The sequence below is a fragment of the Kocuria sp. ChxB genome (genome assembly GCF_044359605.1).
Classification (GTDB): Bacteria; Actinomycetota; Actinomycetes; order Actinomycetales; family Micrococcaceae; genus Kocuria; species Kocuria rhizophila.
The window spans coordinates 1,467,331-1,489,293 of record NZ_CP121123.1 but is presented as its reverse complement, the minus strand read 5'-3'; the positions used below and the strand labels follow the sequence as shown (position 1 = coordinate 1,489,293).

Here is a 21,963-nt window from a genome sequence, read left to right as displayed (position 1 = left end):
CGGCCGACGCGCCTCACAGTTGCTCGGCAGCCCGGGCGTGCAACGACTCGCGCGGGGACTGTGGGTGATCCGGGACGAACCGCTCACAGCGGTGGAAAGAGCTGTTCTCCTGCAGCGGCATTTGTGCCGGCCCGAGTCTGGGCTTCTGGTGAGCGGCTTGCACGGGCTGGAGCTGCTGCGGCTCCCCGTGGGCGGAAGTGAGGCGTGGGTGCAGGAGGTGCTTGCCCGGCCCCACCAGTCGCGCGGTCCACGCCAGGGGGCGTTCAGTGCTTCCTCACTGAACGCCGCGAACCACTGCGTCGAGCTGCTCTGGACTGGTCACCGCGCCCAGTCCAAGCAGGAGGGAGTGCGCATTGCCATGTCGCACGGTCTGCCCAGCCTCGTGGGCCCATGGGGCAGCAGGGTTGCCCACCCACTGGAGATGCTGTCCCGGATGAGCACCGTGCTGTCTCCGTGGCGGATCACTGCGTGCCTGGACGCGCTGCTGTCCACCCGATTCATCATCCCCGGCGCGTCCCGCCCGGTGCAGTTCACGCGAGAGCAGTTGGAGGAGAGTCTGGACCAGCTCCCTCCGACCGCTCGAGGCGTCATCCGGCTGCGCCGCGCGTGGCGTGATGCTCGGTCACCGTGCTGGTCGGCGGCGGAGACTCTGACCCGCCTGATCATTGCCCGCCACGACCTGCCTGGGCCGTCCCTGAACCACCAGGTGACGATCGCGGGGCGCACGTTCTTCCTGGACCTGGCATGGCCTGGTGCGCGAACGGCCGTGGAGTACAACGGCGGTGTCCATGCTCGTGAGGTGTCCCAGTACCGGGATGAGATGTACCGCCTGTCCCTCCTGCGAGACGCAGGGTGGGACGTCTCGGTCCTCACATGGGACGACCTCCGCTCTCCAACCCGCAGGATGACGTGGCTTTCGCGCGTTCAACGGGGCCTGGGTCGCCCGCACCGTGCTCTCTAGTGGAGTAAATGCAGCCGTACGGCCTGGAACCTGCATTAGCGGAGCAAATGCAGCAGCTGCAGCACATGCCGCGCAGGTTCGCGCACCGGCGGGGGCGCCTCTCCCCGGGTGCGCCGGTTCCCAGGCGCGGAGAGCGGAGGGCGACGGCGCTCGGTTCTGCTTCCGAGGGTCAGTTCGCCTGCTGCAGCTGCGCCAGCGGGGCCCAGCGCCTGAAGATGCGCCGCAGCGCCGCCGTCGCGGATCCGAGGTCCCCCTCATGGAGCAGGTCCAGGGCGTCGGCCATGTCCTGCGGGGACTCGTCCGGCTGGATCCGGTCCGCCAGGGAGCCGTAGTCCAGGCTCACCAGGGAAGCGGCGCTGAAGGATCCCAGCCAGCGGCTCAGCCGGGTGAGGTCCTGGGCGAAGGCGGCGGCCTGTCGGGCTTCATCCGGGAGGTCGTCCTCGGGGGTGTCGCCGGAAACGGCCCGTCCGGCGTCGTCGACGATCTGTGCGGCCTGGAGGGTGCGCTGCGCGGCGGCGTCCGCTGGGGCGATGAACCGGTGGATCTCCTGCCCGGAGTGCTGGGACGCCACATGGTCCGCTGGGGTGAAGGCCGCGAACCAGGCCAGGGGGATCGCGTAGGCGGCCTCTCGGGTGTAGACGGGCTGGAAAGCCTCGCTGGAGGTGGCCTTGGCGGCCTCCGCCACCTCCTGCTCGGGGACCAGCAGGGGCAGGAGCTGGGCGCTGTCCTCGTTCTCGGCGGCGGTGAACAGGCGCAGGGAGCGGCGCAGGCGCTGGGTGGGGTGGAACACGGGAAAGTCCCCTGGGCGGTTCGGGGACGCACCGGGTACCTGCCCGGCACGGCCCGGGGAGGTGCCGGGCAGCCGCCGCGCCCCGGCCGGTGCCGTGGAGAACGGCATGGTCCACAGCGGTTCGCGGGCCGGAGGCAGCAGGGACTGGGAGGTGTCCGCGATGCGGGCCAGCTGCTCCGAGAACTCGTGCACCCCGCCGGTGAAAGGGTCCAGGGCGCGGGGGATGCCGGGGGAGTAGTGGGCGTCCAGGTCCTGCTGGGGGACGTAGACGCGCAGCGCGAACCGCACGGGCGAGCCCGTGATGCTGCGGTAGGCGCTGCCCGCGTTGATCAGGGGCACGGGGTCAGTCGATCTCGATCACGACGGGCGCGTGGTCCGAGGCGCCCTTGCCCTTGCGCTCGTCCCGGTCGATCCAGGCGTCCTGCACGCGGGCGGCCAGTGCGGGGGAGCACAGCTGGAAGTCGATGCGCATGCCCTCCTTCTTGGGGAAGCGCAGCTGCTTGTAGTCCCAGTAGGTGTAGACGCCGGGGCCGGGGTGGCGCGGGCGCACCACGTCCTGGTAGCCGGCGTCCTCGATGAACGCGTGGAACGCCGCGCGCTCCGGCTCGCTGACGTGGGTGTAGCCGCCCTCCTTGAAGAGCTGGATGTCCCACACGTCGTCGTCCTGCGGGGCCACGTTCCAGTCGCCCACCAGGGCGATCTGCGCGTCCGGATCGTCCTGCAGCCACTGCTTGGCGTGGCCCTCCAGCACGCGCAGCCACTCGAGCTTGTACGGCATGTGGGGGTCCTCCAGGCCGCGGCCGTTGGGCACGTAGAGGGACCACACGCGCACGCCGTTGCAGGTGGCACCGATCGCGCGGGCCTCCTGCGCGGGCTCCTGGCCGGGCTTGCCGAACGTGGGCTGGTCCGGGAAGGTGCGCTCCACGTCCGTGAGCCCCACGCGGGACGCGATCGCCACGCCGTTCCACTGGCTCACGCCGAAGTGCGCCACCTCGTAGCCCGCGAACTCGAACAGCTCCCACGGGAAGTTCTCGTCCTTGGCCTTGGTCTCCTGGATGGCCAGCACGTCCACGTCCGAGCGGTCGAGCCACGCCTCGATGCGGTCGGCCCGGGCGCGGATGGAGTTCACGTTCCACGTGGCAATTCTCATGGGCTCCACCGTAGCCACCCGCGCGGCACCGGAGAAACCGGTGCAGGGCGGCCCGCGCGGGCCGGGGCTGGCGCAGGCACGGGGCACGACGCCGCTCGGCCGCGTTCCCCGCACGGGGCCGGTGCGGCGCGTGGGGCCTGAGGCGGTCGGGCGTCACGCCCCACTGCGCCAGGGGCTGGGCGCCGTCACCGGAGGAGCCCGGGGTGCGCCCGGGCCGTGGGTGGCGTCGTGCTCCCGTGCCTCACGCGTGGGGGCCGCCTCTGGCGCGGAGCGGATTCCCCGGGGACTTCCACCGGGATCCCAGGCAAGAGGCGGGACGCCCGGGAACACGGGGCAGTAGTGTGGCGGGATGACCCCCACGAACGTGCTGTCACAGATCAGAGAACGCCGGATCCTGCTGAAGGCGGCCGGTGTGGGCGCAGGGTCCCTGCTCGGTGCGCAGGCCGTGGTCGTGGCATCTCTGGCGGGCATCGACTGGTGGAAGCAGCGCGGGCGCAAGCAGCGTGACGCACCGCGTCCGGGAACGTTCACGGCCCAGGTGCAGGACTCGGAGCTGACCATCTACACGTCCGGGGAGGACGTCTACGAGGACATGCTCGAGGCCATCGACAACGCCGAGCACTCCATCCACATGGAGACGTTCATCTGGAAGAACGACGAGATCGGGCAGCGCTTCCTGGACGGCATGAACCGTGCGGTGGAGCGCGGCGTGGACGTGTTCGTGATCTACGACGGCTTCGCCAACCTGGTCATCCCGCAGACCTTCTACTCCTTCGACAGCGACATCCACGTGTTCCGCGTGCCGTTCCTGCGCCGCCCGTTCTGGAAGGGCCCCCTGCGGTTCTCGGGCCTGAACCACTCCAAGATCCTGGTGGTGGATGACGAGATCGGGTTCGTGGGCGGGTTCAACATCGGCTCCCTGTACTCCCGGCAGTGGCGGGACACGCACATCCGTGAGGTGGGCCCGGCCGTGTGGGGTCTGCGCAACGCGATCGCCACGGTGTGGAACGAGGACCGCGAGCCGGACAAGGAGATCGAGTGGGTTCCGCCGCAGAGCTGGGATCCCGAGGTGCGGGTGAACGCGAACCTGCCCATCCAGATCGTGTACCCCATCCGTGAGATGTACATGAACGCGATCGACCGGGCCCAGGACCACATCTGGATCAACACCCCGTACTTCATCCCGGACCAGCAGGTGCTGGACACGCTCCTGGACGCCGCGCGCCGCGGGGTGGACGTCCGCGTCATGGTCCCCAAGGACTCCAACCACATCCTCTCGGACTGGGTGTCCCGGGGGTTCTACGGCCAGCTGTTGGAGGGGGGCGTGACCATCCTGCTCTACGGCGCGTGCATGATCCATGCCAAGACCGCCACGATCGACGGTCAGTGGTCCACCGTGGGCACCGCCAACCTGGACCGCCTCTCCCTGTCCTTCAACTACGAGACCAACGTGGAGATCGTGGACCCGGACTTCGCCGCCCAGATGGAGAAGGTCTTCCTCGCGGACAGCGAGCACTGCGAGGAGCTCACCTCCCCCCAGTGGCGGGAGCGCCACCCCATGGCGCGGGTCGCGGAGGTCCTGCTGGTCCCGCTGCGCCCCCTGCTCTGACATCCCCGGCGCACGACGACGCCGCACGGCCGGCCCCCGCACGCCCGTCACCGGATCGCCGCCGCCCTCGCGGAACCCTCCCCCCCCAGATCGAGCTCCCCACCCCAGCAATAAGCCCCCCGCCCCAGGATTAAGTGCAGGTTTTGCCTCTCAGAGGCGGAAAAGTGGCAAAGGCTGCACTTAAGAATGTGGGCCGTGGTGCCTGGCGAGGTTGCGGTCCCCCGGATGGGCGGCCACGCCACCGCGTCTCCACGTGACGACGCCGCCGCGACCGGGAAGGGGCGCGGCGGCGTCGTGCGGTGGGTGGTCAGCCCCGGGTGAGATGACCGCGCAGCGTGGTGGCGGAGTACTCGGTGCGGAACAGGCCGCGGCGCTGCAGCTCGGGGACCACGAGGTCCACGAAGTCCGTGAGCGAGTCCGGCTGCACGGGCGGCATGAGGTTGAAGCCGTCCGCGCCGCCGTTCTCCAGCCACTCCTGCATCCGGCCCGCGATGGACTCCGGGGTGCCCACCATGGTGCAGTGGCCACCGCCGGCGGCCAGACGTCCGAGCAGCTGGCGGACCGTGGGGTGCTCCGCCTCGATGATCCGCAGGATGGTCCCGTAGCGGCCCTGCGGTCCGGTGAACTCCTCCAGGGGCGGCAGCGGGGGAACGGGTGCGTCCAGGTCCCAGTCGGAGCAGTCCTGCTCCACGAACGTGGAGAGCTGCGCGAGGGACTGCTCCACGGGCAGCAGCCGGTCCACGCGCTCCTGCTTGGCGAGGGCCTCCTCGTGGGTGCGGCCCACGTAGGTGACCAGCCCGGGCATCACGACCACGGCCTCCGGGTCGCGCCCGGCCCGCGCCACCTCCGCCTTGACCGAGGAGTAGTACTCCTGGGCGGCGGGGAGGTCGTAGGCCACGGCGTAGATCCCCTCCGCGAAGTCCCCGGCCAGGGCCTTGCCGGGACCGGACGCACCGGCCTGGAACAGCACCGGCTCGCCCTGCGGGGAGCGCGGGACCGTGAGGGGCCCGTCCACCAGGAAGTGGCGGCCCTCGTGGTCCAGGCGGTGCAGCTTGGAGGGGTCCGCCCACTGGCCCTCGGGGTCCGCGGTGACGGCGTCCTCGTCCCAGCTGGCCCACAGGGCGCGGGCCACCTCCACGAACTCGCGGGCGCGCTCGTAGCGCTCGTCCTTGGGTGGCATGGCCCGATAGCCGTGGTTGCGGGCCTCGTCGTCCCACATGGAGGTCACCACGTTCCAGCCCGCCCGGCCGCCCGAGATGTGGTCCAGGGACGCGAGCATCCGGGCCGCGTGGAACGGCGTGAAGAACGTGGAGGACACTATGCACACCAGGCCGATGCGCTCGGTGGCGCGCGCCATCGCGGACAGGGCGGTCAGCGGTTCCAGGGACCAGTGGGGTCCGCCGGACACGTCGCCCACGCTGTGGCCGTCCGCGAAGAACACGGCGTCGAACAGGCCGCGCTCGGCGGTCTGCGCGAGCTCCTCGTAGTAGCTGATGTTCGTGAGGCGGTGCACCGAGGAGTTGGGCGCGCGCCACGCGGCCTGGTGGTGGCCGGCGCCGTAGAGGAACGCGTTGAGGTGGAGGCGGCGGGCCATGTCAGTCCATCACCAGCCCGCCGTCGACCACCAGGTTCTGGCCGGTGACCCCGCGGGACCAGTCCGAGGCGAAGAACAGGGCGGTGTCCGCGAACTCCTCCGGGGTGGTCACACGGCCCAGGGGAGTGCCGGCGGCAATGAAGTCGAAGACCTCGTCCGGGGTGGCGGCGCTCGCGTCCGTGGTGCGCAGCAGGCCGCCGGAGATCATGTTCACGGTGATGCCCTGCGGGCCGAGGTCCTTGGCGGCGGTGCGGGTGAGGGAGAGCAGGGCGGCCTTCGCGGCGGTGTAGTCGTGGTAGGGGACCACGGGGTTCTGGAAGAGGTTGGTGCCGATGTTGATGATGCGCCCCTCGCCCGCCTCCGCCATGCCCGGGGTGACCGCCTGCATCACGTTGAGGGCGCCCACCACGGCGCCCTGGAACTGCTGGGTGAGGTTCTCGGCGGTCAGATTCTCCAGGGTGGGGCGGGCGTCCCCGTTGAAGCTGAAGTCCACCAGGGCGTTGTTCACCGCCACCGTGACCGGCGCGCCGAAGTGCTCCCTGGCCTGGGTGACCATGTCCTGCACCTGCTGGGCGTCGGTCACGTCCGCCTGAATCGCGAGTGCCCTGTCCTCCCCGAGTTCGCTGACCAGCGCACGGGCCCGCTCCTCGCTGGAGTGGTAGTTCACGACGACGCGCGCACCCTCGCGCGCGAACGCCCGGCTGAGGTGCTCCCCGAGCCCGCGGGCTCCGCCGGTGACCAGGACGATGGTGTTCTCGATCCACATGCTCACTCCTGTGGCTCACGGCGAAGAAAGCGGTGCGCCACCTGCGCGGTGCGACCGTGACATCCCTTCGCCAGTACTAACTGGACAGGTTCGACGGGTGTCATCTCAGCCGCTGCGGTGCCCCGTCCGTCCGCCCGGTGGGGCTGGGAGGGAGGGTGGCGGCACCCCGTGTCACTGGTGGTCAGTGTAGCCAGGGAAGTCTGACGAGGATCAAGTGGGTGGATTGACCGGGAAGGACGAAGTCGCAGGGAACCCTGGTAAGAAAGTGGCGGGACCAAATTACCGACAGTGCGCTCGGCGCTCGGCGGTGGGGCACAGCAGCCAGAACGGAGACGGGTGAATGTCACACCGAACAGCCGCTTCACGGGCAAGCAACGTCGGATGGGTGCTGTGGCTCGCAGCGATGCTCGCCTGGATCGGAGGGCTCGTGGCGGAGCGACTCGTGCACTCCGGATCTCTGTCCTGCGAACTGGGCGACGGAAGCTCGATCTACGGTGAGCCGGGGTGGAGCTGGGTGCCACTGGGCCACACGTGCACCTGGGAGAACGTGGGCGGCGTGATAGTCGTGGACGAGCCGTCCATGATGACTCTCGTACCGCTGCTGGTCCTGTTCCTGTGGGGAATCAGCCTGATGTTGGCTCGTGTTTCCAAGCCACAGCCGCGCCGCAATCCTTAATAGCCGGTCCTGCCGGTGGCGGCTCGGTCAGGTCAGGCCGTTGCTCGCGGGGCGGCGCGCCGCTCGACGGCGCTCCGCCTCGACTTCTGCACGCCGTGCTTGCACCGCCTTGGTGAAGAAGATGACGGCAAAAAGCAGTTCTAGGGTCATGAGCAGCCACGATTCCCGCGCTCCAATGACGGTGATCACGAAGAGGGCCACCATCGCGGACCCCTGGATCAGCAAGCCCACCGATTTCCGTTTCAGCATGCCCCCACCGTAGGCAGGGTGGCCTCTCATGTCAGGCGCGCAGTTTTGCCAACGATTCACCTCACATCTGGAACGCGGGTAGTGCGCGGTAGTCGGAAATCTGGTTGATAGCTTGGGGCCATGAATACAACTATGTGGGTGGCCATCATTGTGGGGGTTTTTCGGGCGGGCGGTCTGGTCTGGTTCTTCGCCCGAAAGGACCTCATAGGGTCCGCCGAGGACAAGAAGAGAGTCAGCCGCGATTCGATGGATGCTCCGCCTCGCGACCTCTGATCGGGTGCCGGACAACGGCGCAGGTTCTAGGGGTATCAGTCGGGTGCGCCCGCCTCTGCAGCTGGGACCCAAGGTCATGATGGAAAGCACGGGTGCGCCGCATAAAGGCGCCCTGCTACCCTTACTGGCTGGTGTGCCGGGAAGTCTGGTCGGCGGTAATGAGCGTGATGCCCGTCGACACTGGAGTGATCCATGCCCCTGCACCACACGTCCACCCCTGCCCACCGTGAGCCCGGATCCCCGGAGCCCGTGGCGCAGGAAGAGTCCTCCGGCTTCGTCTCGGAGCCCGGTTTCTTCAACCATCCTGAGCCGCCGTGCGAGCCCGACCACCCCTCGGGTGGCGTCCTCTCCCGGCTCCAGGACGTCCTGCGCCGCGAGACCGTGGCTGGCATCCTCCTCGTGGTTGCCGCTGTCATCGCCCTCGTCTGGGCCAACTCGCCCTTTGTGGAGAGCTACTTCGCCCTCCGTGACCTCGAGGTCGGCTACGAGCCGTGGCACCTGAAGCTCAGCCTCGGCACCTGGGCCGCGGACGGACTGCTCGCCATCTTCTTCTTCCTCGTGGGCCTCGAGCTCAAGCGCGAGTTCGTCTCGGGTGATCTGCGGGACCTCCGCAAGGCGGCGGTGCCGATCGCGGCGGCCGTGGGCGGCGTCGTCGTCCCCGCGCTGATCTACGCCGCGGTGAACGCGACGAACCCCGAGACCCTGGGCGGCTGGGCGATCCCCACCGCCACCGACATTGCGTTCGCCGTGGCGGTGCTCGCGATCGTGGGATCGCACCTGCCCAGCGCGCTCCGCCTCTTCCTGCTCACGCTCGCGGTGGTGGACGACCTGCTGGCCATCACCATCATCGCGGTCTTCTACACGGACGAGGTGCACGTGCTCCCGCTGCTCCTCGCGCTCGTCCCGCTGGCCGTGTTCGGGCTGCTGGCGCACCGCTTCCCCCGCTTCTTCGCCCACCGCACGTGGGCCGCGTGGGTGATCCTGGTGCCGCTGGCCGTGATCACGTGGGCCCTGGTCCACGAGGCCGGGATCCACGCCACGGTCGCCGGCGTGCTGCTCGGCTTCGCCGTTCCCGTCATGGGGGCCAGGGCCTCCGGGGAGCCCGTGGAGCTCGCCGAGCACCTGGAGCACCGCGTGCGGCCCCTGTCCGCCGGGTTCGCGGTGCCGGTCTTCGCGTTCTTCTCCGCGGGCGTCGCGGTGGGCGGCTGGGACGGATTGACGACGGCGCTCGCCGCCCCCGTCACGCTCGGCATCATCGCGGGCCTCGTCCTGGGCAAGCCGCTGGGCATCATTGCGGCCACATGGCTCACCACCGTGCTCACCGGGCGGAAGCTGGACCCGTCCTACAAGTGGATCGACCTGGTGGGGATCGCGCTGCTGGCCGGGATCGGGTTCACGGTGTCCCTGCTGATCGCGGAGCTGAGCTTCGACCCGTCCGCGGCCGCAGGGGACCAGGCCAAGGTGGCCGTGCTGACCGCCTCGGTGCTGGCGGCGGTGCTGGCCGGTGGGCTGCTGGCGGTCCGCAACCGCAGGTACCGCAGCGCATCCCTCTCCGCTTGAGGAGGGCTCAGCCCTCCCGCCACCACGCGTCCGCCGGGGTCACCGGCACGGTGCGCTTGTGGCGGGAGCGCAGGAAGATCTGCTCCAGCTTCTCCGCGACCTCCACGGGGACATCCTTGCCCTCGAGGTAGTCGTCGATGTCCTCGTACGTGAGGCCCAGCTCGTCCTCGTCCGTGCGCCCGGGGTTGTCGTTGAGCAGGTCCGCGGTGGGGACCTTCCCGACCAGCCGCTCCGAGGCCCCCAGGTACTCCAGCAGCTGCCGGTTCTGCCGCTTGTCCAGCCCGGCCAGCGGCAGGAGGTCCGCGCCGCCGTCCCCGAACTTGGTGAAGAACCCGGTGATGGACTCCGCCGCGTGGTCCGTGCCGATCACCAGCAGGTTGTGGTCCCCGCCCACCGCGTACTGCGCGGTCATGCGCACGCGGGCCTTGGTGTTGCCGCGCGTGAAGTCGGTGAGCTGCTCGCCGGTGGCCGCGGCGTAGGCGGCCTCGAACCCGTCGACGGCCGGAGCGACGTCGTACGTGAGCACCCAGTCCGGCTCGATGAAGGCGAGCGCGGCCTGCGCGTCGTCCTCGTCCTGCTGGGTGCGGTAGGGCAGGCGCATGGCCACGAACTCCGCGGGGATCTCGTCCTCGCGCAGCTTCTCCACGGCCAGCTGGGCGAGCCGTCCCGCGAGCGTGGAGTCCACGCCGCCGCTGATGCCCAGCACGAAGCCCCTGGTGTGCGTCGCCCGGAGGTAGTCGCACAGGAAGTCGACGCGCCGCGCCGCCTCCGTCTCCGGGTCGATCCGCGGGGCCACCCCGAGCTCGGCGATGATCTGTGCCTGCAATTCACGCATGCCGCCATGCTAGCGACCGCGTGTTTCAGGGGTGTGACGGACCCCGGCCCACGACGCCGCTGGGTCGCCTCGGCGAGTCCCTCACCGTCACCCCGCACCTGGCCAGGATGGCAGGGGCGCATCATGTGCGGCATCTGTCGTGTCAACAGAGGGTCAGCGTTCCGGGCCGAATGCGGTGGTGGACCGTCACCCGTGCGTGTGAGGCGGGGAACAGCGGCGTCGTGAGATGCTGGCCACATGACTGAGAACACCTACGACACCATCCTGGTCCGCCGCGAGGGACGCGTGGGCGTGATCACGCTGAACCGTCCCGTGGCGCTGAATGCGCTGAACGTGCAGACCATGACCGAGCTCGTGGCGGCCGCCACCGACCTGGACCGCAATTCGGAGATCGGTGCGATCGTCCTGACCGGCTCCGAGAAGGCGTTCGCCGCGGGCGCCGACATCAAGGAGATGGGTTCCAAGACCGGTTCGGACATGTACCGCGAGGACTTCTTCTCCGCGTGGGACACCTTCGCCCGGCTGCGCACGCCGAAGATCGCGGCGGTCGCGGGCTACGCCCTGGGCGGTGGCTGCGAGGCGGCCATGATGTGCGACATGATCATCGCCGCGGACACCGCCAAGTTCGGGCAGCCGGAGATCACCCTGGGCGTCATCCCGGGCATGGGCGGCACCCAGCGGCTGACCCGCGCAGTGGGCAAGGCCAAGGCGATGGACCTCATCCTCACCGGCCGCCAGATGGACGCCGAGGAGGCCGAGCGCTCCGGACTCGTTTCCCGTGTGGTCCCCGCCGACTCCCTCATGGACACCGCGCTGGAGGTCGCCACGAAGATCTCCGGCATGTCCAAGCCGGTGGCCCAGCACGCCGTGGAGACCGTCAACACCGCGTACGAGACCACCCTGGCCGCGGGACTGCAGTACGAGCGCCGCGTGTTCCACGGGCTGTTCTCCACTGCGGACCAGAAGGAGGGCATGGCGGCCTTCACGGAGAAGCGGAAGCCGAACTTCTCCCACGAGTGAGCCCGGGCTCCGTCCTGTGGCGCAGATGATGTGCTGACAGGGCACGCGCAGACGACGCCGCTCCCCGGAAGGTGGGGAGCGACGTCGTCGTTCTGCCCGGGGGGGTGCTCCTGGGGTGACCTGCGCGCCCCGGGGTGGTCTGCATTAGCGGAGCAAACGCAGAAATGCGGCTGCGGATCTGCTTTTACTCCACTAGGCAGCACCAGCGGCCAGCTGTCCACCGGCGCGGCACCATCTGGGTCCGCATCTGCGGGTCTTTCTGACCCCGGGGCCCGCACCTGCGGATAACATGCGCTCATGACCTTTCTCCGTGTGGCTCAGGCCGCCTCGTTCATGGGTGTCAGCGACGACACCGTCCGGCGGTGGATCGACCAGGGTGCCCTTCCCGGGCAGAAGGACGGCACGGGGCACCTGGTGGTGGACGGTGCGGACCTCGCCGAGCTGGCGCGCCGCACCGCGGTGAGCCCCGAGGATCCCGCGCGCGTGAGCAGTTCCGCCCGAAACCGGCTGGTGGGGTTGGTGACCGCGGTGAAGTCCGACCCCGTGATGTCCCAGGTGGAGCTGCAGTGCGGTCCGCACCGGATCGTGTCCCTGATGAGCACGGAGGCGGTGGAGGACCTCGGGCTCGCGCCCGGTTCCGTGGCCACGGCCGTGGTGAAGTCCACGGCGGTCATCGTGGAGACGGAGGGGCGCAAATGATGGCGTGCGCAGAGCAGAAGACACCGGGCACCGCGGGTAGACGCCGCCTCACCGCCCTCGTGGCCGCTGCGGGTCTGGGCACCCTGGTGCTCACCGGCTGCGGTGGGCAGAGCGGGGGAAGCAATGCAGCGGCGTCGTCCCCGGAGGCCGGGGCCGGGGGCGGGGACAAGACCCTGCGGGTGTCCGCGGCGGCGTCCCTCACCCAGTCCTTCGACCAGCTCTCCAACGAGTTCGAGAAGGACCACCCCGGCGTGAGCGTGGACGTGAACTACGGCGGGTCCTCGGGGCTGGTGCAGCAGCTCACCGAGGGCGCACCCGCGGACGTGTTCGCCTCCGCGGACCAGAAGAACATGACCAAGCTGACGGACGCGGACCTCGCCCAGGGGGAGCCGAAGATCTTCGCCACCAACGTGCTGACACTCGTGGTGCCCAAGGACAACCCGGCGGGAATCAGGAGCATCCAGGACGTGCTGGGCAAGAACGTCAAGCTCGTCACGTGCGCCCCCGAGGTGCCGTGCGGTGCCGCCACCCAGAAGGTGGAGCAGGCCAACGGTGTGGAGCTGGCGCCCGTGAGCCAGGAGAACGCCGTGACGGACGTGCTCGGCAAGGTCACCAGCGGTCAGGCGGACGCCGGCATCGTGTACGTCACGGATGCCAAGGCCGCCGGGAACAAGGTCACGACCATCGACATTCCCATGGCGGATGAGGCGATCAACAACTACCCGATCGTGGCCCTGAAGGACTCCGAGCAGCCGGAGCTTGCCGCGCAGTTCGTGGACCTCGTCACGGGTGAGCAAGGGCAGAAAGTGCTGCGGGACGCGGGCTTCGGCGCCCCGTGACGCGCCGGTTCTCCGCGACCCCGCGGTGGGTGGTGCTCCCGGCGGCCGCGGGTGCCCTGCTGATTCTGCTGCCCCTGGTGGGGATGCTGCTGCGCATCGACTGGGCGCACCTGGGGGAGCTGCTCACGAGTGAGTCCTCGCTCGCCGCGCTGTGGCTGAGCCTCCGCACGGCGGTGGCCTCCACCGCGCTGTGCGTGGTCCTGGGCTGCCCGCTGGCCCTGGTGCTGGCGCGGTCCACGGCCCGGGGCCTCACCGTGTTCCGCTCGCTGGTGCTGCTGCCGCTCGTGCTGCCTCCGGTGGTGGGGGGCATCGCGCTGCTGTACACGTTCGGGCGCACGGGCTTCCTGGGCGCGCCGCTCGCGGCACTGGGCGTGGACATCGCGTTCTCCACCGCGGCCGTCGTGCTCGCGCAGACGTTCGTGGCCCTGCCGTTCCTGGTGGTCTCGCTGGAGGGTGCGCTGCGCACCACGGGCACCCGCTACGAGCAGATTGCTGCGAGCCTGGGCGCCTCCCCCACGCGCACGCTCTTCCGCGTGACGCTGCCGGTCGCCCTGCCCGCGGTGCTCTCCGGCGCCGCGCTGTCCTTCGCGCGCTGCCTGGGCGAGTTCGGCGCCACCCTCACGTTCGCGGGCAGCCTGGAGGGTGTCACCCGCACGCTCCCGCTGGAGATCTACCTGCAGCGCGAAACCGACCCCGACGCCGCCGTGGCCCTCTCCCTGCTCCTCGTCCTGGTCGCGCTGCTGGTCGTCAGTCTCACCACCCCCGCACGACGACGCCGCGGGGCCGGCTTCCGCGCCAACCTCACCCGGTGGGTGGGGCGGGACGGCGCTCGCGGGCCGGGTGGTCAGGCCGATCCGGAGTCGCGTGCGGATGCCGCCGCCCCGGGTGGGGGCGGGGAAGGGCCTGCCGATCCGACCGCGTCAGAGGAGTCCCGGTCCATGGGCGGGCGTACCCCGTTCGCGTCGCTGCCGCAGAAACAGGAAACCCAAGATGCGCCGTCGGCCACGCCCACGGTCTCAGCTGGCAGTCCGGCGCAGGGGTCCCACCACCCCATCGGGCTGCGGGTGGACGTCACTCACGAACCACGAGGTGTGGCCGCCGAGTTCACCGTGGAGCCGGGCACCACCGTGGCGCTGCTCGGGCCCAACGGGGTGGGGAAGTCCACGGTGTTCGGCGTGGTCGCCGGCCTGGTGGCACCGGATCGTGGCGCGGTTCACGTGGGGGAGCGGTGCGTGGTCCGGGCGGACACCGGAGACCGGCCCGTGTGGGTCCCCGCGCACCGTAGGGGAGTGGCCCTCATGGCCCAGGAACCCCTGCTGTTCCCCCACCTGAGCGTGCTGGACAACGTGGCGTTCGGGCCGCGGGCGAGCGGGGCAGGGAGGGCGGAAGGGCGGCGTCGTGCCCGGGCATGGCTGCGGGAGGTGGGCGCGGAGGAGTTCGTGCAGCGGCGCCCGGATGAGCTCTCGGGAGGGCAGGCGCAGCGGGTCGCGATCGCGCGCGTGCTGGCCGCGGATCCGCGCGTGATCTTGCTGGACGAGCCCATGAGCGCACTGGACGTGGCGGCCCGGCCCCGCATGAGACAGGTGCTGAAACGCGTGCTGGCCGGGCGCACCGCGGTGGTCATCACGCACGACGACGCGGACGTCGCCGAGCTCGCGGACACCGTCGTGCGCCTGGAACGGGCGGAACCCGCCAGGCGCCGCTGACTGTCCAGGGAGACCTCGAGAAACGGGCAGCCCCAGCACAGAGGACCGGTCCTCACCCAGGGCAGGGTGGGGACCGGCCCTCGTGTCCGGAAGAGGAACGCCGAGCGGCGCGCCTACTTCACCTCGCGCGTGAGCACCCGCCAGATGCCGATCAGCAGCGGCACCCCGATCCACAGCAGCGAGGACGTTCCCAGCTGACCCCACTCTGTGGCAGTGAGGTCCACTCCCTCCATGAGCGGGGTGGAGGCCGCGGTCATGTTCACCCACGCCCCGAGATCTTGCAGAGAAGGGACCATCAGAGCGGCTGCCGAGTACAGGGTGGGCAGGACGAAGTAGGCCACGATGGCCAGCGGCACGGACAGCAGCGCCAGCCCGAATGCCACACCCTGCAGGAGGGCGAGCATCTGGGTGAGCCACTGGCCCGCCAGCTGCCCGGGATCGAGGTCGATGCTCACGGGGCTGCCGGAGAGCCCGGCAGAGATCAGGTGTGCGAGCAGTGCCAGGACCCACGCCGCCGCGAAGGCGATCGTCCCCAGGACGAGTGCTGCGAGCAGCTTGGCGAGCACCACCCGGATCCTGCGGGGTTCCTGCGTGAACGTGATCAGGGCGGTGCGCTGGCTCCACTCGTTGCACGCCGTGATGATCCCCAGCACGGGCAGCAGCAACCCCTGCGGCGTCATTGTTACGACGAACAGACCGGCGAGGTCCGCACCCTCCTCACGGGTCAGCCACACGGTGAGCCCCAGCGCGAGGGCGGTGAGCACGCCGATCGCGATCAGCAGACCGCGCCCGGCGCGCGTGTCCACCTGCTTGCGCAGCTCCACGCGCAGCAGGGTGAGGAACGACAGCCCGCGGCCCGTCGGTTCTGCATGGCCCCAGGGGGCCGTGGTGGTGGTTGCGGTGCTCATGCGGTGGGCTCCTCTCGGGCGGGCATTCCCTGGGCGGGTGACGGCTGCGCGGGCGGTGTGGCGCCGGACGACGCCGCCGCGCCGGGTGGGGTGCCGCCCCGCCCCTGCTCGTCGCGGGCGGTGTCCGCGGTGAGCTGCAGGAACATGTCCTCCAGCCGGGTGCCGTCCGCGGGGCGCAGCAGGGTCAGGGGCACACCGGCGTCGAGCGCTACGCGACCCACGCGGGCGGCGTCGGCCTCGATCTCGGCGGCACCGTCCGCGCGCCCGGAGAAGGTGATGCCCGCGGTGCTCAGCGCGGTGGCGAAGGCCGCCTGGTCCTCGGCGTCGGCCACGCAGCCGGGGCGGGTGGCGAGCAGGTCCGTCATGCGGCCCTGGGCGACGATCCGGCCGTGGCCGATCATCACGAGGTCGTCCGCGACCTGCTCCACCTCGTGCAGCAGGTGCGAACTCAGCAGCACGGTGCCGCCCCGGTCCGCGAAGTCCCGGAGCAGACCGCGCATCCAGCGGATGCCCGCGGGGTCCAGGCCGTTGGCGGGTTCGTCCAGTACAAGCACCTGGGGTGAGCCCAATAGCGCGCCCGCGAGACCGAGGCGCTGACGCATGCCCAGGGAGTAGTTCTTCACACGGCGGCACGCCTCGGAGGGCTCCAGCCCCACGAGTTCCAGCATCTCGTCCACCCGTGCCCTGCCCGCACCCGTGATGGTGGCGGCGAGCTGCAGCACCTCGCGGCCGGTGCGACCGGGATGCTGTGCGGCGGCGTCGAGCATCACGCCCACATGCCGGCTGGGGTTGGGCAGCTCGGCGTAGCGGTGGCCCAGCACGAGCGCCTCACCCGAGCTGGCCGGGGTGAGACCGGTGAGCATCCGCAGCGCCGTGGACTTCCCGGCGCCGTTGGGCCCCAGGAAACCGGTGACCCGGCCGGGCTGTGCCGTGAAGGAGATGTCGTCCACCGCGGTGAATCCGCCGTAGCGCTTGGTGAGGTGCTCGATGCGAATCATGCCCTCCATCCTGAGGGCAGGGGAGGAGGATCCTGAAAAGATGGTGAACTTGGGCGCGTCCCCCGGGCCGTACGGTGGGGTTGACCGGCGCCCACCCGCGGGCCGATAGCATGAGCGGGCCGGTGACCGTCCGGCGTCGTCGTCGAGAAGGGACACCCCATGGCTTTCGTCTGCAGCGCCACCTGGACCGCCAAGCCCGGCGAGGAGGCGACCGTGCGCGCCTCGCTTGCCGAGCTCTCGCCCGCCTCCCGCGAGGAGCCCGGCAATCTCTACTACCAGGCGTACCAGAGCCCGGAGGAGCCCGCGGTGTTCCGCATCTTCGAGGTCTACCAGGACAAGGCCGCGTTCAAGGCCCACGTGGGCTCCGAGCACTTCGCGCAGTTCGGCGTGGGGCAGGCGATCCCCGCGCTGGCGAACAACGAGCACGAGACGTACGAGACGCTCGATTTCTGATCTGCGCCCGTGAGCAGCCACGACGGGCCGACGACGCCGCCGCGCCCGGACCCTGCCGACGCCGCCGGGCAAGCTCGCGGTTCCAGCTCACCGGCTGCGAACCCCACCTGGGCGGTCGTCCTCTCTGAGGTATTCCAGGCCCCGCTCGTGCTGGCGGTGTTGCTGGTCGTCATCCCGTGGAGCGCCCACGGCACCCTCGCCTCCCTCGCGTGGGGCGTGGCCGCGGCGCTGGCGGTGTGCGGGGTCTCGCTGGCCACCGTCACCGTTCTCTCGCGCCGGGGTGTGCTCACCGACCACCACGTGAGCGTCAAGGAGCACCGGCGTCCGGTGATGATCGGGACGTTCCTGCTGGTGGCGGCGTTCCTCGCTGTGACTCTCGCGTTCCACGGGCCCGCGGAGATCGCGGGCCTGCTCACCGCCACTCTCGCCGCTTCTGCGGTGGTGGCCCTGGTGAGCCCGTGGTGGAAAATCTCGGTGCACGGGATGATGATGGGCGGCACCGCCGTGATCCTGCCCGTCGCGTGGGGTCCGTGGGGTCTGCTGTTCGTGCCGGTGGCGCTCGCGGTGTGCGTGAGCCGCCGCGTGCTGGGCGCACACACGTGGGCGCAGCTGGTGGCGGGCTCCGCCTATGGGGTGGTGTTCCTGGGCGGGATCTACTGGCTGATCGCGGTCTGATCTGACGCACTCGTGCATCTCCCGGGGTGACGACGCCGCCCCCGCACCCGGCTGCCTTCCCGCGATCCTGAGCTGCGTGCCGTGGCTCAGCCCAGTGGCAGTCGGCGGTGTCGCGGTGGCCCGGAAGCGAGGGTGATCAGAGGCCGGGCGCTGGAGGTGCGGCGTCGGCGCCTCTCTTGGCGGCGAGGGCTATGGGAACCAAACCCAGGACCAGCACGATCGAGGGGATTATTCCCAGCCAGGGGACGAGCCATATGGGCCCGAGGAATAGCAGGGCCAGGCACAGCAGGTCCACGGCAACCGCCACTAGGAGAATGATGCGGGACACGGGCAGGGCCGCGGCATGCCACGCCTCATCGCTGCGATGGGTGGCTTTGATGTGGATGCCGATGAACCCGTTGCGGTCTGCAGGGCCCGATGCCGCCGCTCGAATGACCGCGTAGACGAAGCCCAGCACCGCGGCGGACATCAAGATGCCGATGAGAGCGCCCACGCTGGATTCATCCATGCGAATGAAGATATCCGAGGGAACTGGTGGCGGTCACCCACGACTGGGGATGCCGACGACATGAACCCTCCAGGGGCAACCTGGAGATTGCCGGGACGATAAATTCCACCCATGACGACCTCAATTGCCCTCCGGCCTCTGAGCGTGACCGACGCCCCTGAGATGGCGGCAGTCCTGGCTGATCCCGAGCTGTACCGCTACACGGGCGGCGAGCCCCCGAGCGTTGCCGGCCTGGAGAGGCAGTACGCCGTGCAGACCCGCGGCCACTCTTCGGATGGAAGCGAACTGTGGCTCAACCGCATTGTGGTGGTGGGGCCGGAGCAGGAGGCGGTGGGCTACGTGCAGGCCACCGTTCCGCTGGACGGCTCACCCGCGGAACTCGCCTGGGTCATCGGGGCCTCGTGGCAGGGCCGTGGATACGCTGCGCGGGCGGGCTCCCGCCTGATCGAAGAACTCCGGCAGAGGGGAGTGCCCCGGGTCATGGCGCACATCCATCATGAGCACGAGGCGTCTCAGCGGATTGCACGCCATCTGGGGATGGAACCCACCGACACTGTGGTGGACGGGGAAGTGCGCTGGGCAGGCAACTTGTCCTGAAACAACACGCCGCCGGACCCACCCCACCGGGCGCTCCGATCGTGCGGAGGCAGGTGTGCTCTCACTCCCACGCGGCGGAGGCGGGGTCAATCCCGTGGGCGCGAGCAGCGGCGTCGATGGCTCGCCGCAGCCACGACGAAAGCCCAGGGTGCGATGCCTCGTAGTGTGCAGCGAATCCGGGGTCTGACTCGTAGAGCCGCCCCAGACAGACCTGCATCTGCCGGGTGAGGGGGAAGTACCGGCTGAACAGCGTGCGGTGCCGCTCCACGAGGTCGTTCGCATCGGGGTCGCCCGGGAGGGTGCCTTTGCGGAACGCGCAGGCGAGATCGCGGTCGAGATCCTCGGTGGCGCGCGTCAGCTCAGCCCACTCGACCGGATCTCGGGAAGCTGCCCGTTCGGCGTACTGACGCCACTGGGCTGTGTCTCCCCACCGGGCCCGAGCCTGGGCGGGCCACTCGGGGTTCCAATCCCCGCTCATGACCTTGGCTTGAAGCCCGGGTTTCAGGACGGTTCCCCGTTCCTGCGCCTCGATCATGGTCTGTACGCTTTTGTGGAGCTGCTGCAGCCGGTGAACTCGCGCCTCCAGTTGCATGCTCTGCTCGCGCAGGGCTGCCACGACGTCCACGGCCGGGTCGTCGAGAAGATCCCGGACGGCGTCGAGCCCAAAGCCCAGCTCCCGGTAGACCACCACGCGTTCCAAGCGGTCCAGGTCTGCCTGGGTGTAGAGGCGGTACCCGGTGCCGGAGCGTTCGGAGGGGGACGCCAAGCCCTCGGCGTCCCAGTGGTGCAGCGTCCGCACGGTGACACCGAGGCGCTCTGCGACCTGCCCCACGGTCAACAGCATCCGGTCATCGGTCATGTGGCTCATTGTGGTCGACGTCGTGTGCCGGGGGAGTGATGCCCGCCGCCCTCAGATTCGCGGCCTCCTGGGTGGTGGGGTCGTACGGTTTCGCCGCCGTGAGGACCACCCGGATTCGTTCAGGGGTCACCACCTCCACCTCGCGGCTGTTCCAGGGGGTGTCCCGCGGGCCGGACACGACGACGCCGTCGGCACCCTTGCACGCGGCGGTGATCTGTTTGATCTGGGTCAGAACGCACGCGAAGTTCACCACCGGGGAGGATGTGCCCGTCTGCGGTGGTGCGCCGGGAACCAGGAGCACGTCCTGGAAAGCCCAACGACGGAGGTGTACCAGCTGCCCTGGGATCTCGAAGAGGGTGAAGAACCCCAGCGCCCCGGTCCAGAACGCCACGGATGCGGCCATGTCCGAGGTGGGGACGGTGACGAAGGACGGCATGCCGTAGATCCCGTGGAAGTTCTCGGGGGCTACGGCATCCCATGCCGGAGCGGGAACGGGGCTGATGTGGAAAGCGGTGCTGTGAGTGCTCATGAAAAAAACTGTGCTGCCTCACGCAGCGTGAGAGTCAAAGACAGCGGACCGCACCTTCACACGGCCATGAGGCCCCTCCCATCGGGCTCTCCGTGGGGGAAGTTTCCTCGCAGCTCCTCCATGAAGCCCGTGGGGGTCAGGCCGTCCCAGTAGGGGCTGCCACTCTGCGGCTCGACAGTCGGGTCGAAGGGAATGACCTCCAGAGCCACATGTCTGCGCTCCACGGGGGTGATCTCGCGCCGGTACTCACGCTGCGACGTGCCGTCCGAGACGACCAGGTGCCCGTATCCCTCCTGCAGACGGGCCGAGACGACCCGCAGGCCCGGATACAGGTCATCGAGCATCGCGGGGGTCAGCGACAGGTCGTAGAGGAACCCCGCCCAGTTGCACCGCAGGTTCTCCGGGAACTCGCCGTACTCCAGTGCCACCCGTCCGTCCTCCGCCACGGTGATACCCACGATGTCCTCCCCGGCGGCAACGTCGCATGCCCGGTGGTAGAAGTTGTGCGTCTTTCCCATGGATGATTCTCCGTGCTACGAGTGAGAGGCCGGGCGGTACGGTCGGGTCTTGGGCTCGTCGAGAAGTGCCTCACCGATGGGGCCTCACGATCCCTGAAGGAGTGTCCCATGAACCACCAAGACCTCTCGCCGGTCCGACCTCTGTCGAGTCGGGACGGCGACGCTCTGCGTGAGGCCACCTTGGGCAACATGAACTGGTGCGGAGAGCGCTTCTTCAGCGAGGACGTTCTTGCCGATCCCGCAATCGTCCACTACACGGAGTTCGAACCCGAGCGCGGAGACTTCGGCTTCATCATGGTGGACCCTTCGAGCGTCGTCGGCGTGGCTTGGGCGCAGTTCCTGGGCACGGAAAATCCCGGGTACGGGTTCGTTTCCGCTGACGTTCCAGAAGCCAGTCTGTGGGTGGCCCCCGAGCGCCGGGGTGCCGGGCACGGGCGTCGGCTGCTCCGACGGCTTCTCGCGGAGAGTGCCGCCCGCGGGCACAACCGCGTCAGCCTCTCCGTGGAGGACGGCAACCGTGCGAGAGACCTTTATGAGTCCGAAGGGTTCCTGGCGGTCCCCGGGCGAGAGTGTGACGGGGTCATGGTGTGGACGGCGGGGTGACACGGACCGCTCGCTCCACGGGAGCACTGCAGGGAGTCACCAGCAGCGACCTCGGAGATCGATACGGCCCTTGGGCCAGGTGCCCACATCGCGCGTTCCAGAGCACACCATCACCGGGGCGCCTGTTTCTTCGACCGTTCGGCTGTAATCATCGCGGGAACGGAATCGCTCGGTGACCTCAATGCGCTTGTACCCGCACGACTCGTAGAACGGGACTACCCCCTCTCGACAACCGAGGTATCCGTAATCGGCTGGTGCAATGGATCGGGCGGCGTCCTGTGCTGCAGCGAGCAGCCGCGCACCAAAGCCTTGGCCCCGATGCGAGGGGGAGACCAGCACTCCGCCGGTGCCCGCAACCAGCACGTCGTGGTCACCCACGGAAATCATCCGTCGCTGGGTGCCCACGTGACCCACGACCCTCCCGCCCTCGACTGCCACCACGTGCAGCTCGGCGGGAGCGTAGCCGTAGGGTGCGTCAGGATTCCACGGCCCCTCGTCGGTTCCGTACTCCGCATCGAAGAGCTGTCCCAGCTGGTCGGTCTGCTCGGGTGTCAGCTCCCGGTGCCACACCAGGCAGATGTCAGCCAC

Annotated in this window: 24 protein-coding genes and 1 riboswitch; of the genes, 11 read left to right on the top strand and 13 right to left on the bottom strand. The window is 69.6% G+C overall.

Going from position 1 to position 21,963, the window contains the following annotated elements; translation table 11 throughout:
• The first annotated feature begins 148 nt into the window (after nt 1-148).
• Complete coding sequence (locus P8S73_RS06560) at nt 149-961, top strand: hypothetical protein (protein ID WP_257744472.1); 813 nt, start codon at nt 149-151, stop codon at nt 959-961.
• Between the two features lie 169 nt (nt 962-1,130).
• Here the strand turns inward: P8S73_RS06560 and P8S73_RS06555 are convergent, their stop codons facing one another.
• Nucleotides 1,131-2,090: a hypothetical protein gene (locus tag P8S73_RS06555; RefSeq protein WP_396350260.1), complete on the bottom strand. Its 960-nt coding sequence runs from the start codon at nt 2,088-2,090 to the stop codon at nt 1,131-1,133.
• A gap of 4 nt (nt 2,091-2,094) precedes the next feature.
• Complete coding sequence (locus P8S73_RS06550) at nt 2,095-2,901, bottom strand: exodeoxyribonuclease III (RefSeq protein WP_191871879.1); 807 nt, start codon at nt 2,899-2,901, stop codon at nt 2,095-2,097.
• Nucleotides 2,902-3,250: 349 nt separating this feature from the next.
• Between P8S73_RS06550 and P8S73_RS06545 the strand changes: the two genes are divergently transcribed.
• Nucleotides 3,251-4,510, top strand: coding sequence for a phosphatidylserine/phosphatidylglycerophosphate/cardiolipin synthase family protein (locus P8S73_RS06545; protein WP_191551079.1), 1,260 nt, complete (start codon nt 3,251-3,253; stop codon nt 4,508-4,510).
• 307 nt (nt 4,511-4,817) lie between these two features.
• Here the strand turns inward: P8S73_RS06545 and P8S73_RS06540 are convergent, their stop codons facing one another.
• The 3 genes from P8S73_RS06540 to P8S73_RS06530 all read right to left on the bottom strand — a co-directional run bounded on the left by P8S73_RS06540 (nt 4,818) and on the right by P8S73_RS06530 (nt 7,795).
• Entirely contained in the window at nt 4,818-6,104 is a 1,287-nt protein-coding gene (locus P8S73_RS06540) for an LLM class flavin-dependent oxidoreductase (protein WP_121241485.1), read from the bottom strand.
• Between the two features lies 1 nt (nt 6,105).
• The gene (locus P8S73_RS06535; RefSeq protein WP_019309790.1) at nt 6,106-6,870 is read right to left on the bottom strand and encodes a 3-oxoacyl-ACP reductase; all 765 of its coding nucleotides are present in this window, start codon (nt 6,868-6,870) and stop codon (nt 6,106-6,108) included.
• A gap of 45 nt (nt 6,871-6,915) precedes the next feature.
• Nucleotides 6,916-7,049, bottom strand: a riboswitch (TPP riboswitch).
• Nucleotides 7,050-7,573: 524 nt separating this feature from the next.
• On the bottom strand, nt 7,574-7,795 hold the full coding sequence (locus P8S73_RS06530; RefSeq protein ID WP_141564911.1) for a hypothetical protein: 222 nt from the start codon (nt 7,793-7,795) through the stop codon (nt 7,574-7,576).
• A 465-nt stretch (nt 7,796-8,260) separates the two neighbouring features.
• Here P8S73_RS06530 and nhaA point away from each other — a divergent pair, with 465 nt between their 5' ends.
• Nucleotides 8,261-9,628 (top strand): Na+/H+ antiporter NhaA, encoded by a 1,368-nt coding sequence (nhaA, locus tag P8S73_RS06525; protein ID WP_019309794.1) that lies wholly within the window; start codon nt 8,261-8,263, stop codon nt 9,626-9,628.
• Nucleotides 9,629-9,635: 7 nt separating this feature from the next.
• On the opposite strand, the gene nadE is transcribed toward nhaA, so the two are convergent.
• The gene (gene nadE / locus P8S73_RS06520; protein WP_019309795.1) at nt 9,636-10,463 is read right to left on the bottom strand and encodes an ammonia-dependent NAD(+) synthetase; all 828 of its coding nucleotides are present in this window, start codon (nt 10,461-10,463) and stop codon (nt 9,636-9,638) included.
• 237 nt (nt 10,464-10,700) lie between these two features.
• Here nadE and P8S73_RS06515 point away from each other — a divergent pair, with 237 nt between their 5' ends.
• From P8S73_RS06515 to P8S73_RS06500, 4 genes are all read left to right on the top strand, one after another.
• Nucleotides 10,701-11,483, top strand: a complete 783-nt coding sequence (locus P8S73_RS06515) for an enoyl-CoA hydratase (RefSeq protein ID WP_396350259.1) — start codon at nt 10,701-10,703, stop codon at nt 11,481-11,483.
• 297 nt (nt 11,484-11,780) lie between these two features.
• Entirely contained in the window at nt 11,781-12,182 is a 402-nt protein-coding gene (locus P8S73_RS06510; protein WP_208547234.1) for a molybdopterin-binding protein, read from the top strand.
• Nucleotides 12,179-13,021 carry a molybdate ABC transporter substrate-binding protein gene (gene modA / locus P8S73_RS06505; protein WP_396350258.1) on the top strand — a complete coding sequence of 281 codons (843 nt, stop codon included), beginning with the start codon at nt 12,179-12,181 and terminating at the stop codon, nt 13,019-13,021. Before P8S73_RS06510 ends, modA begins: the two co-directional genes overlap by 4 nt.
• Nucleotides 13,018-14,727: an ABC transporter permease gene (locus tag P8S73_RS06500; protein ID WP_396350257.1), complete on the top strand. Its 1,710-nt coding sequence runs from the start codon at nt 13,018-13,020 to the stop codon at nt 14,725-14,727. The genes modA and P8S73_RS06500 overlap by 4 nt, the downstream gene beginning before the upstream one ends.
• 113 nt (nt 14,728-14,840) lie before the next feature.
• On the opposite strand, the gene P8S73_RS06495 is transcribed toward P8S73_RS06500, so the two are convergent.
• Complete coding sequence (locus P8S73_RS06495) at nt 14,841-15,635, bottom strand: hypothetical protein (RefSeq protein ID WP_121241477.1); 795 nt, start codon at nt 15,633-15,635, stop codon at nt 14,841-14,843.
• The gene (locus tag P8S73_RS06490; RefSeq protein WP_145000175.1) at nt 15,632-16,633 is read right to left on the bottom strand and encodes an ABC transporter ATP-binding protein; all 1,002 of its coding nucleotides are present in this window, start codon (nt 16,631-16,633) and stop codon (nt 15,632-15,634) included. Before P8S73_RS06490 ends, P8S73_RS06495 begins: the two co-directional genes overlap by 4 nt.
• 159 nt (nt 16,634-16,792) lie before the next feature.
• On the opposite strand from P8S73_RS06490, the gene P8S73_RS06485 reads away from it, so the two are divergent.
• Both P8S73_RS06485 and P8S73_RS06480 read left to right on the top strand, forming a co-directional pair.
• Complete coding sequence (locus tag P8S73_RS06485) at nt 16,793-17,086, top strand: putative quinol monooxygenase (RefSeq protein WP_145000173.1); 294 nt, start codon at nt 16,793-16,795, stop codon at nt 17,084-17,086.
• A gap of 147 nt (nt 17,087-17,233) precedes the next feature.
• Nucleotides 17,234-17,761 carry a hypothetical protein gene (locus tag P8S73_RS06480; RefSeq protein ID WP_145000171.1) on the top strand — a complete coding sequence of 176 codons (528 nt, stop codon included), beginning with the start codon at nt 17,234-17,236 and terminating at the stop codon, nt 17,759-17,761.
• A 136-nt stretch (nt 17,762-17,897) separates the two neighbouring features.
• On the opposite strand, the gene P8S73_RS06475 is transcribed toward P8S73_RS06480, so the two are convergent.
• Nucleotides 17,898-18,269, bottom strand: coding sequence for a hypothetical protein (locus tag P8S73_RS06475; protein ID WP_145000169.1), 372 nt, complete (start codon nt 18,267-18,269; stop codon nt 17,898-17,900).
• A 111-nt stretch (nt 18,270-18,380) separates the two neighbouring features.
• On the opposite strand from P8S73_RS06475, the gene P8S73_RS06470 reads away from it, so the two are divergent.
• Nucleotides 18,381-18,866, top strand: coding sequence for a GNAT family N-acetyltransferase (locus P8S73_RS06470; RefSeq protein WP_145000167.1), 486 nt, complete (start codon nt 18,381-18,383; stop codon nt 18,864-18,866).
• 61 nt (nt 18,867-18,927) lie between these two features.
• On the opposite strand, the gene P8S73_RS06465 is transcribed toward P8S73_RS06470, so the two are convergent.
• The 3 genes from P8S73_RS06465 to P8S73_RS06455 are packed head-to-tail and all read right to left on the bottom strand — an operon-like array spanning nt 18,928 to nt 20,772.
• The gene (locus P8S73_RS06465) at nt 18,928-19,725 is read right to left on the bottom strand and encodes a MerR family transcriptional regulator (RefSeq protein WP_222122807.1); all 798 of its coding nucleotides are present in this window, start codon (nt 19,723-19,725) and stop codon (nt 18,928-18,930) included.
• Nucleotides 19,715-20,254 carry a VOC family protein gene (locus tag P8S73_RS06460; protein ID WP_047978377.1) on the bottom strand — a complete coding sequence of 180 codons (540 nt, stop codon included), beginning with the start codon at nt 20,252-20,254 and terminating at the stop codon, nt 19,715-19,717. The genes P8S73_RS06465 and P8S73_RS06460 overlap by 11 nt, the downstream gene beginning before the upstream one ends.
• A gap of 56 nt (nt 20,255-20,310) precedes the next feature.
• A complete protein-coding gene (locus P8S73_RS06455) occupies nt 20,311-20,772 on the bottom strand; it encodes a hypothetical protein (RefSeq protein ID WP_047978378.1) in 462 nt (153 codons plus the stop codon).
• A 108-nt stretch (nt 20,773-20,880) separates the two neighbouring features.
• Here P8S73_RS06455 and P8S73_RS06450 point away from each other — a divergent pair, with 108 nt between their 5' ends.
• The gene (locus P8S73_RS06450; RefSeq protein WP_145000162.1) at nt 20,881-21,375 is read left to right on the top strand and encodes a GNAT family N-acetyltransferase; all 495 of its coding nucleotides are present in this window, start codon (nt 20,881-20,883) and stop codon (nt 21,373-21,375) included.
• 36 nt (nt 21,376-21,411) lie between these two features.
• Here the strand turns inward: P8S73_RS06450 and P8S73_RS06445 are convergent, their stop codons facing one another.
• Nucleotides 21,412-21,963, bottom strand: a complete 552-nt coding sequence (locus tag P8S73_RS06445; RefSeq protein WP_260857910.1) for a GNAT family N-acetyltransferase — start codon at nt 21,961-21,963, stop codon at nt 21,412-21,414.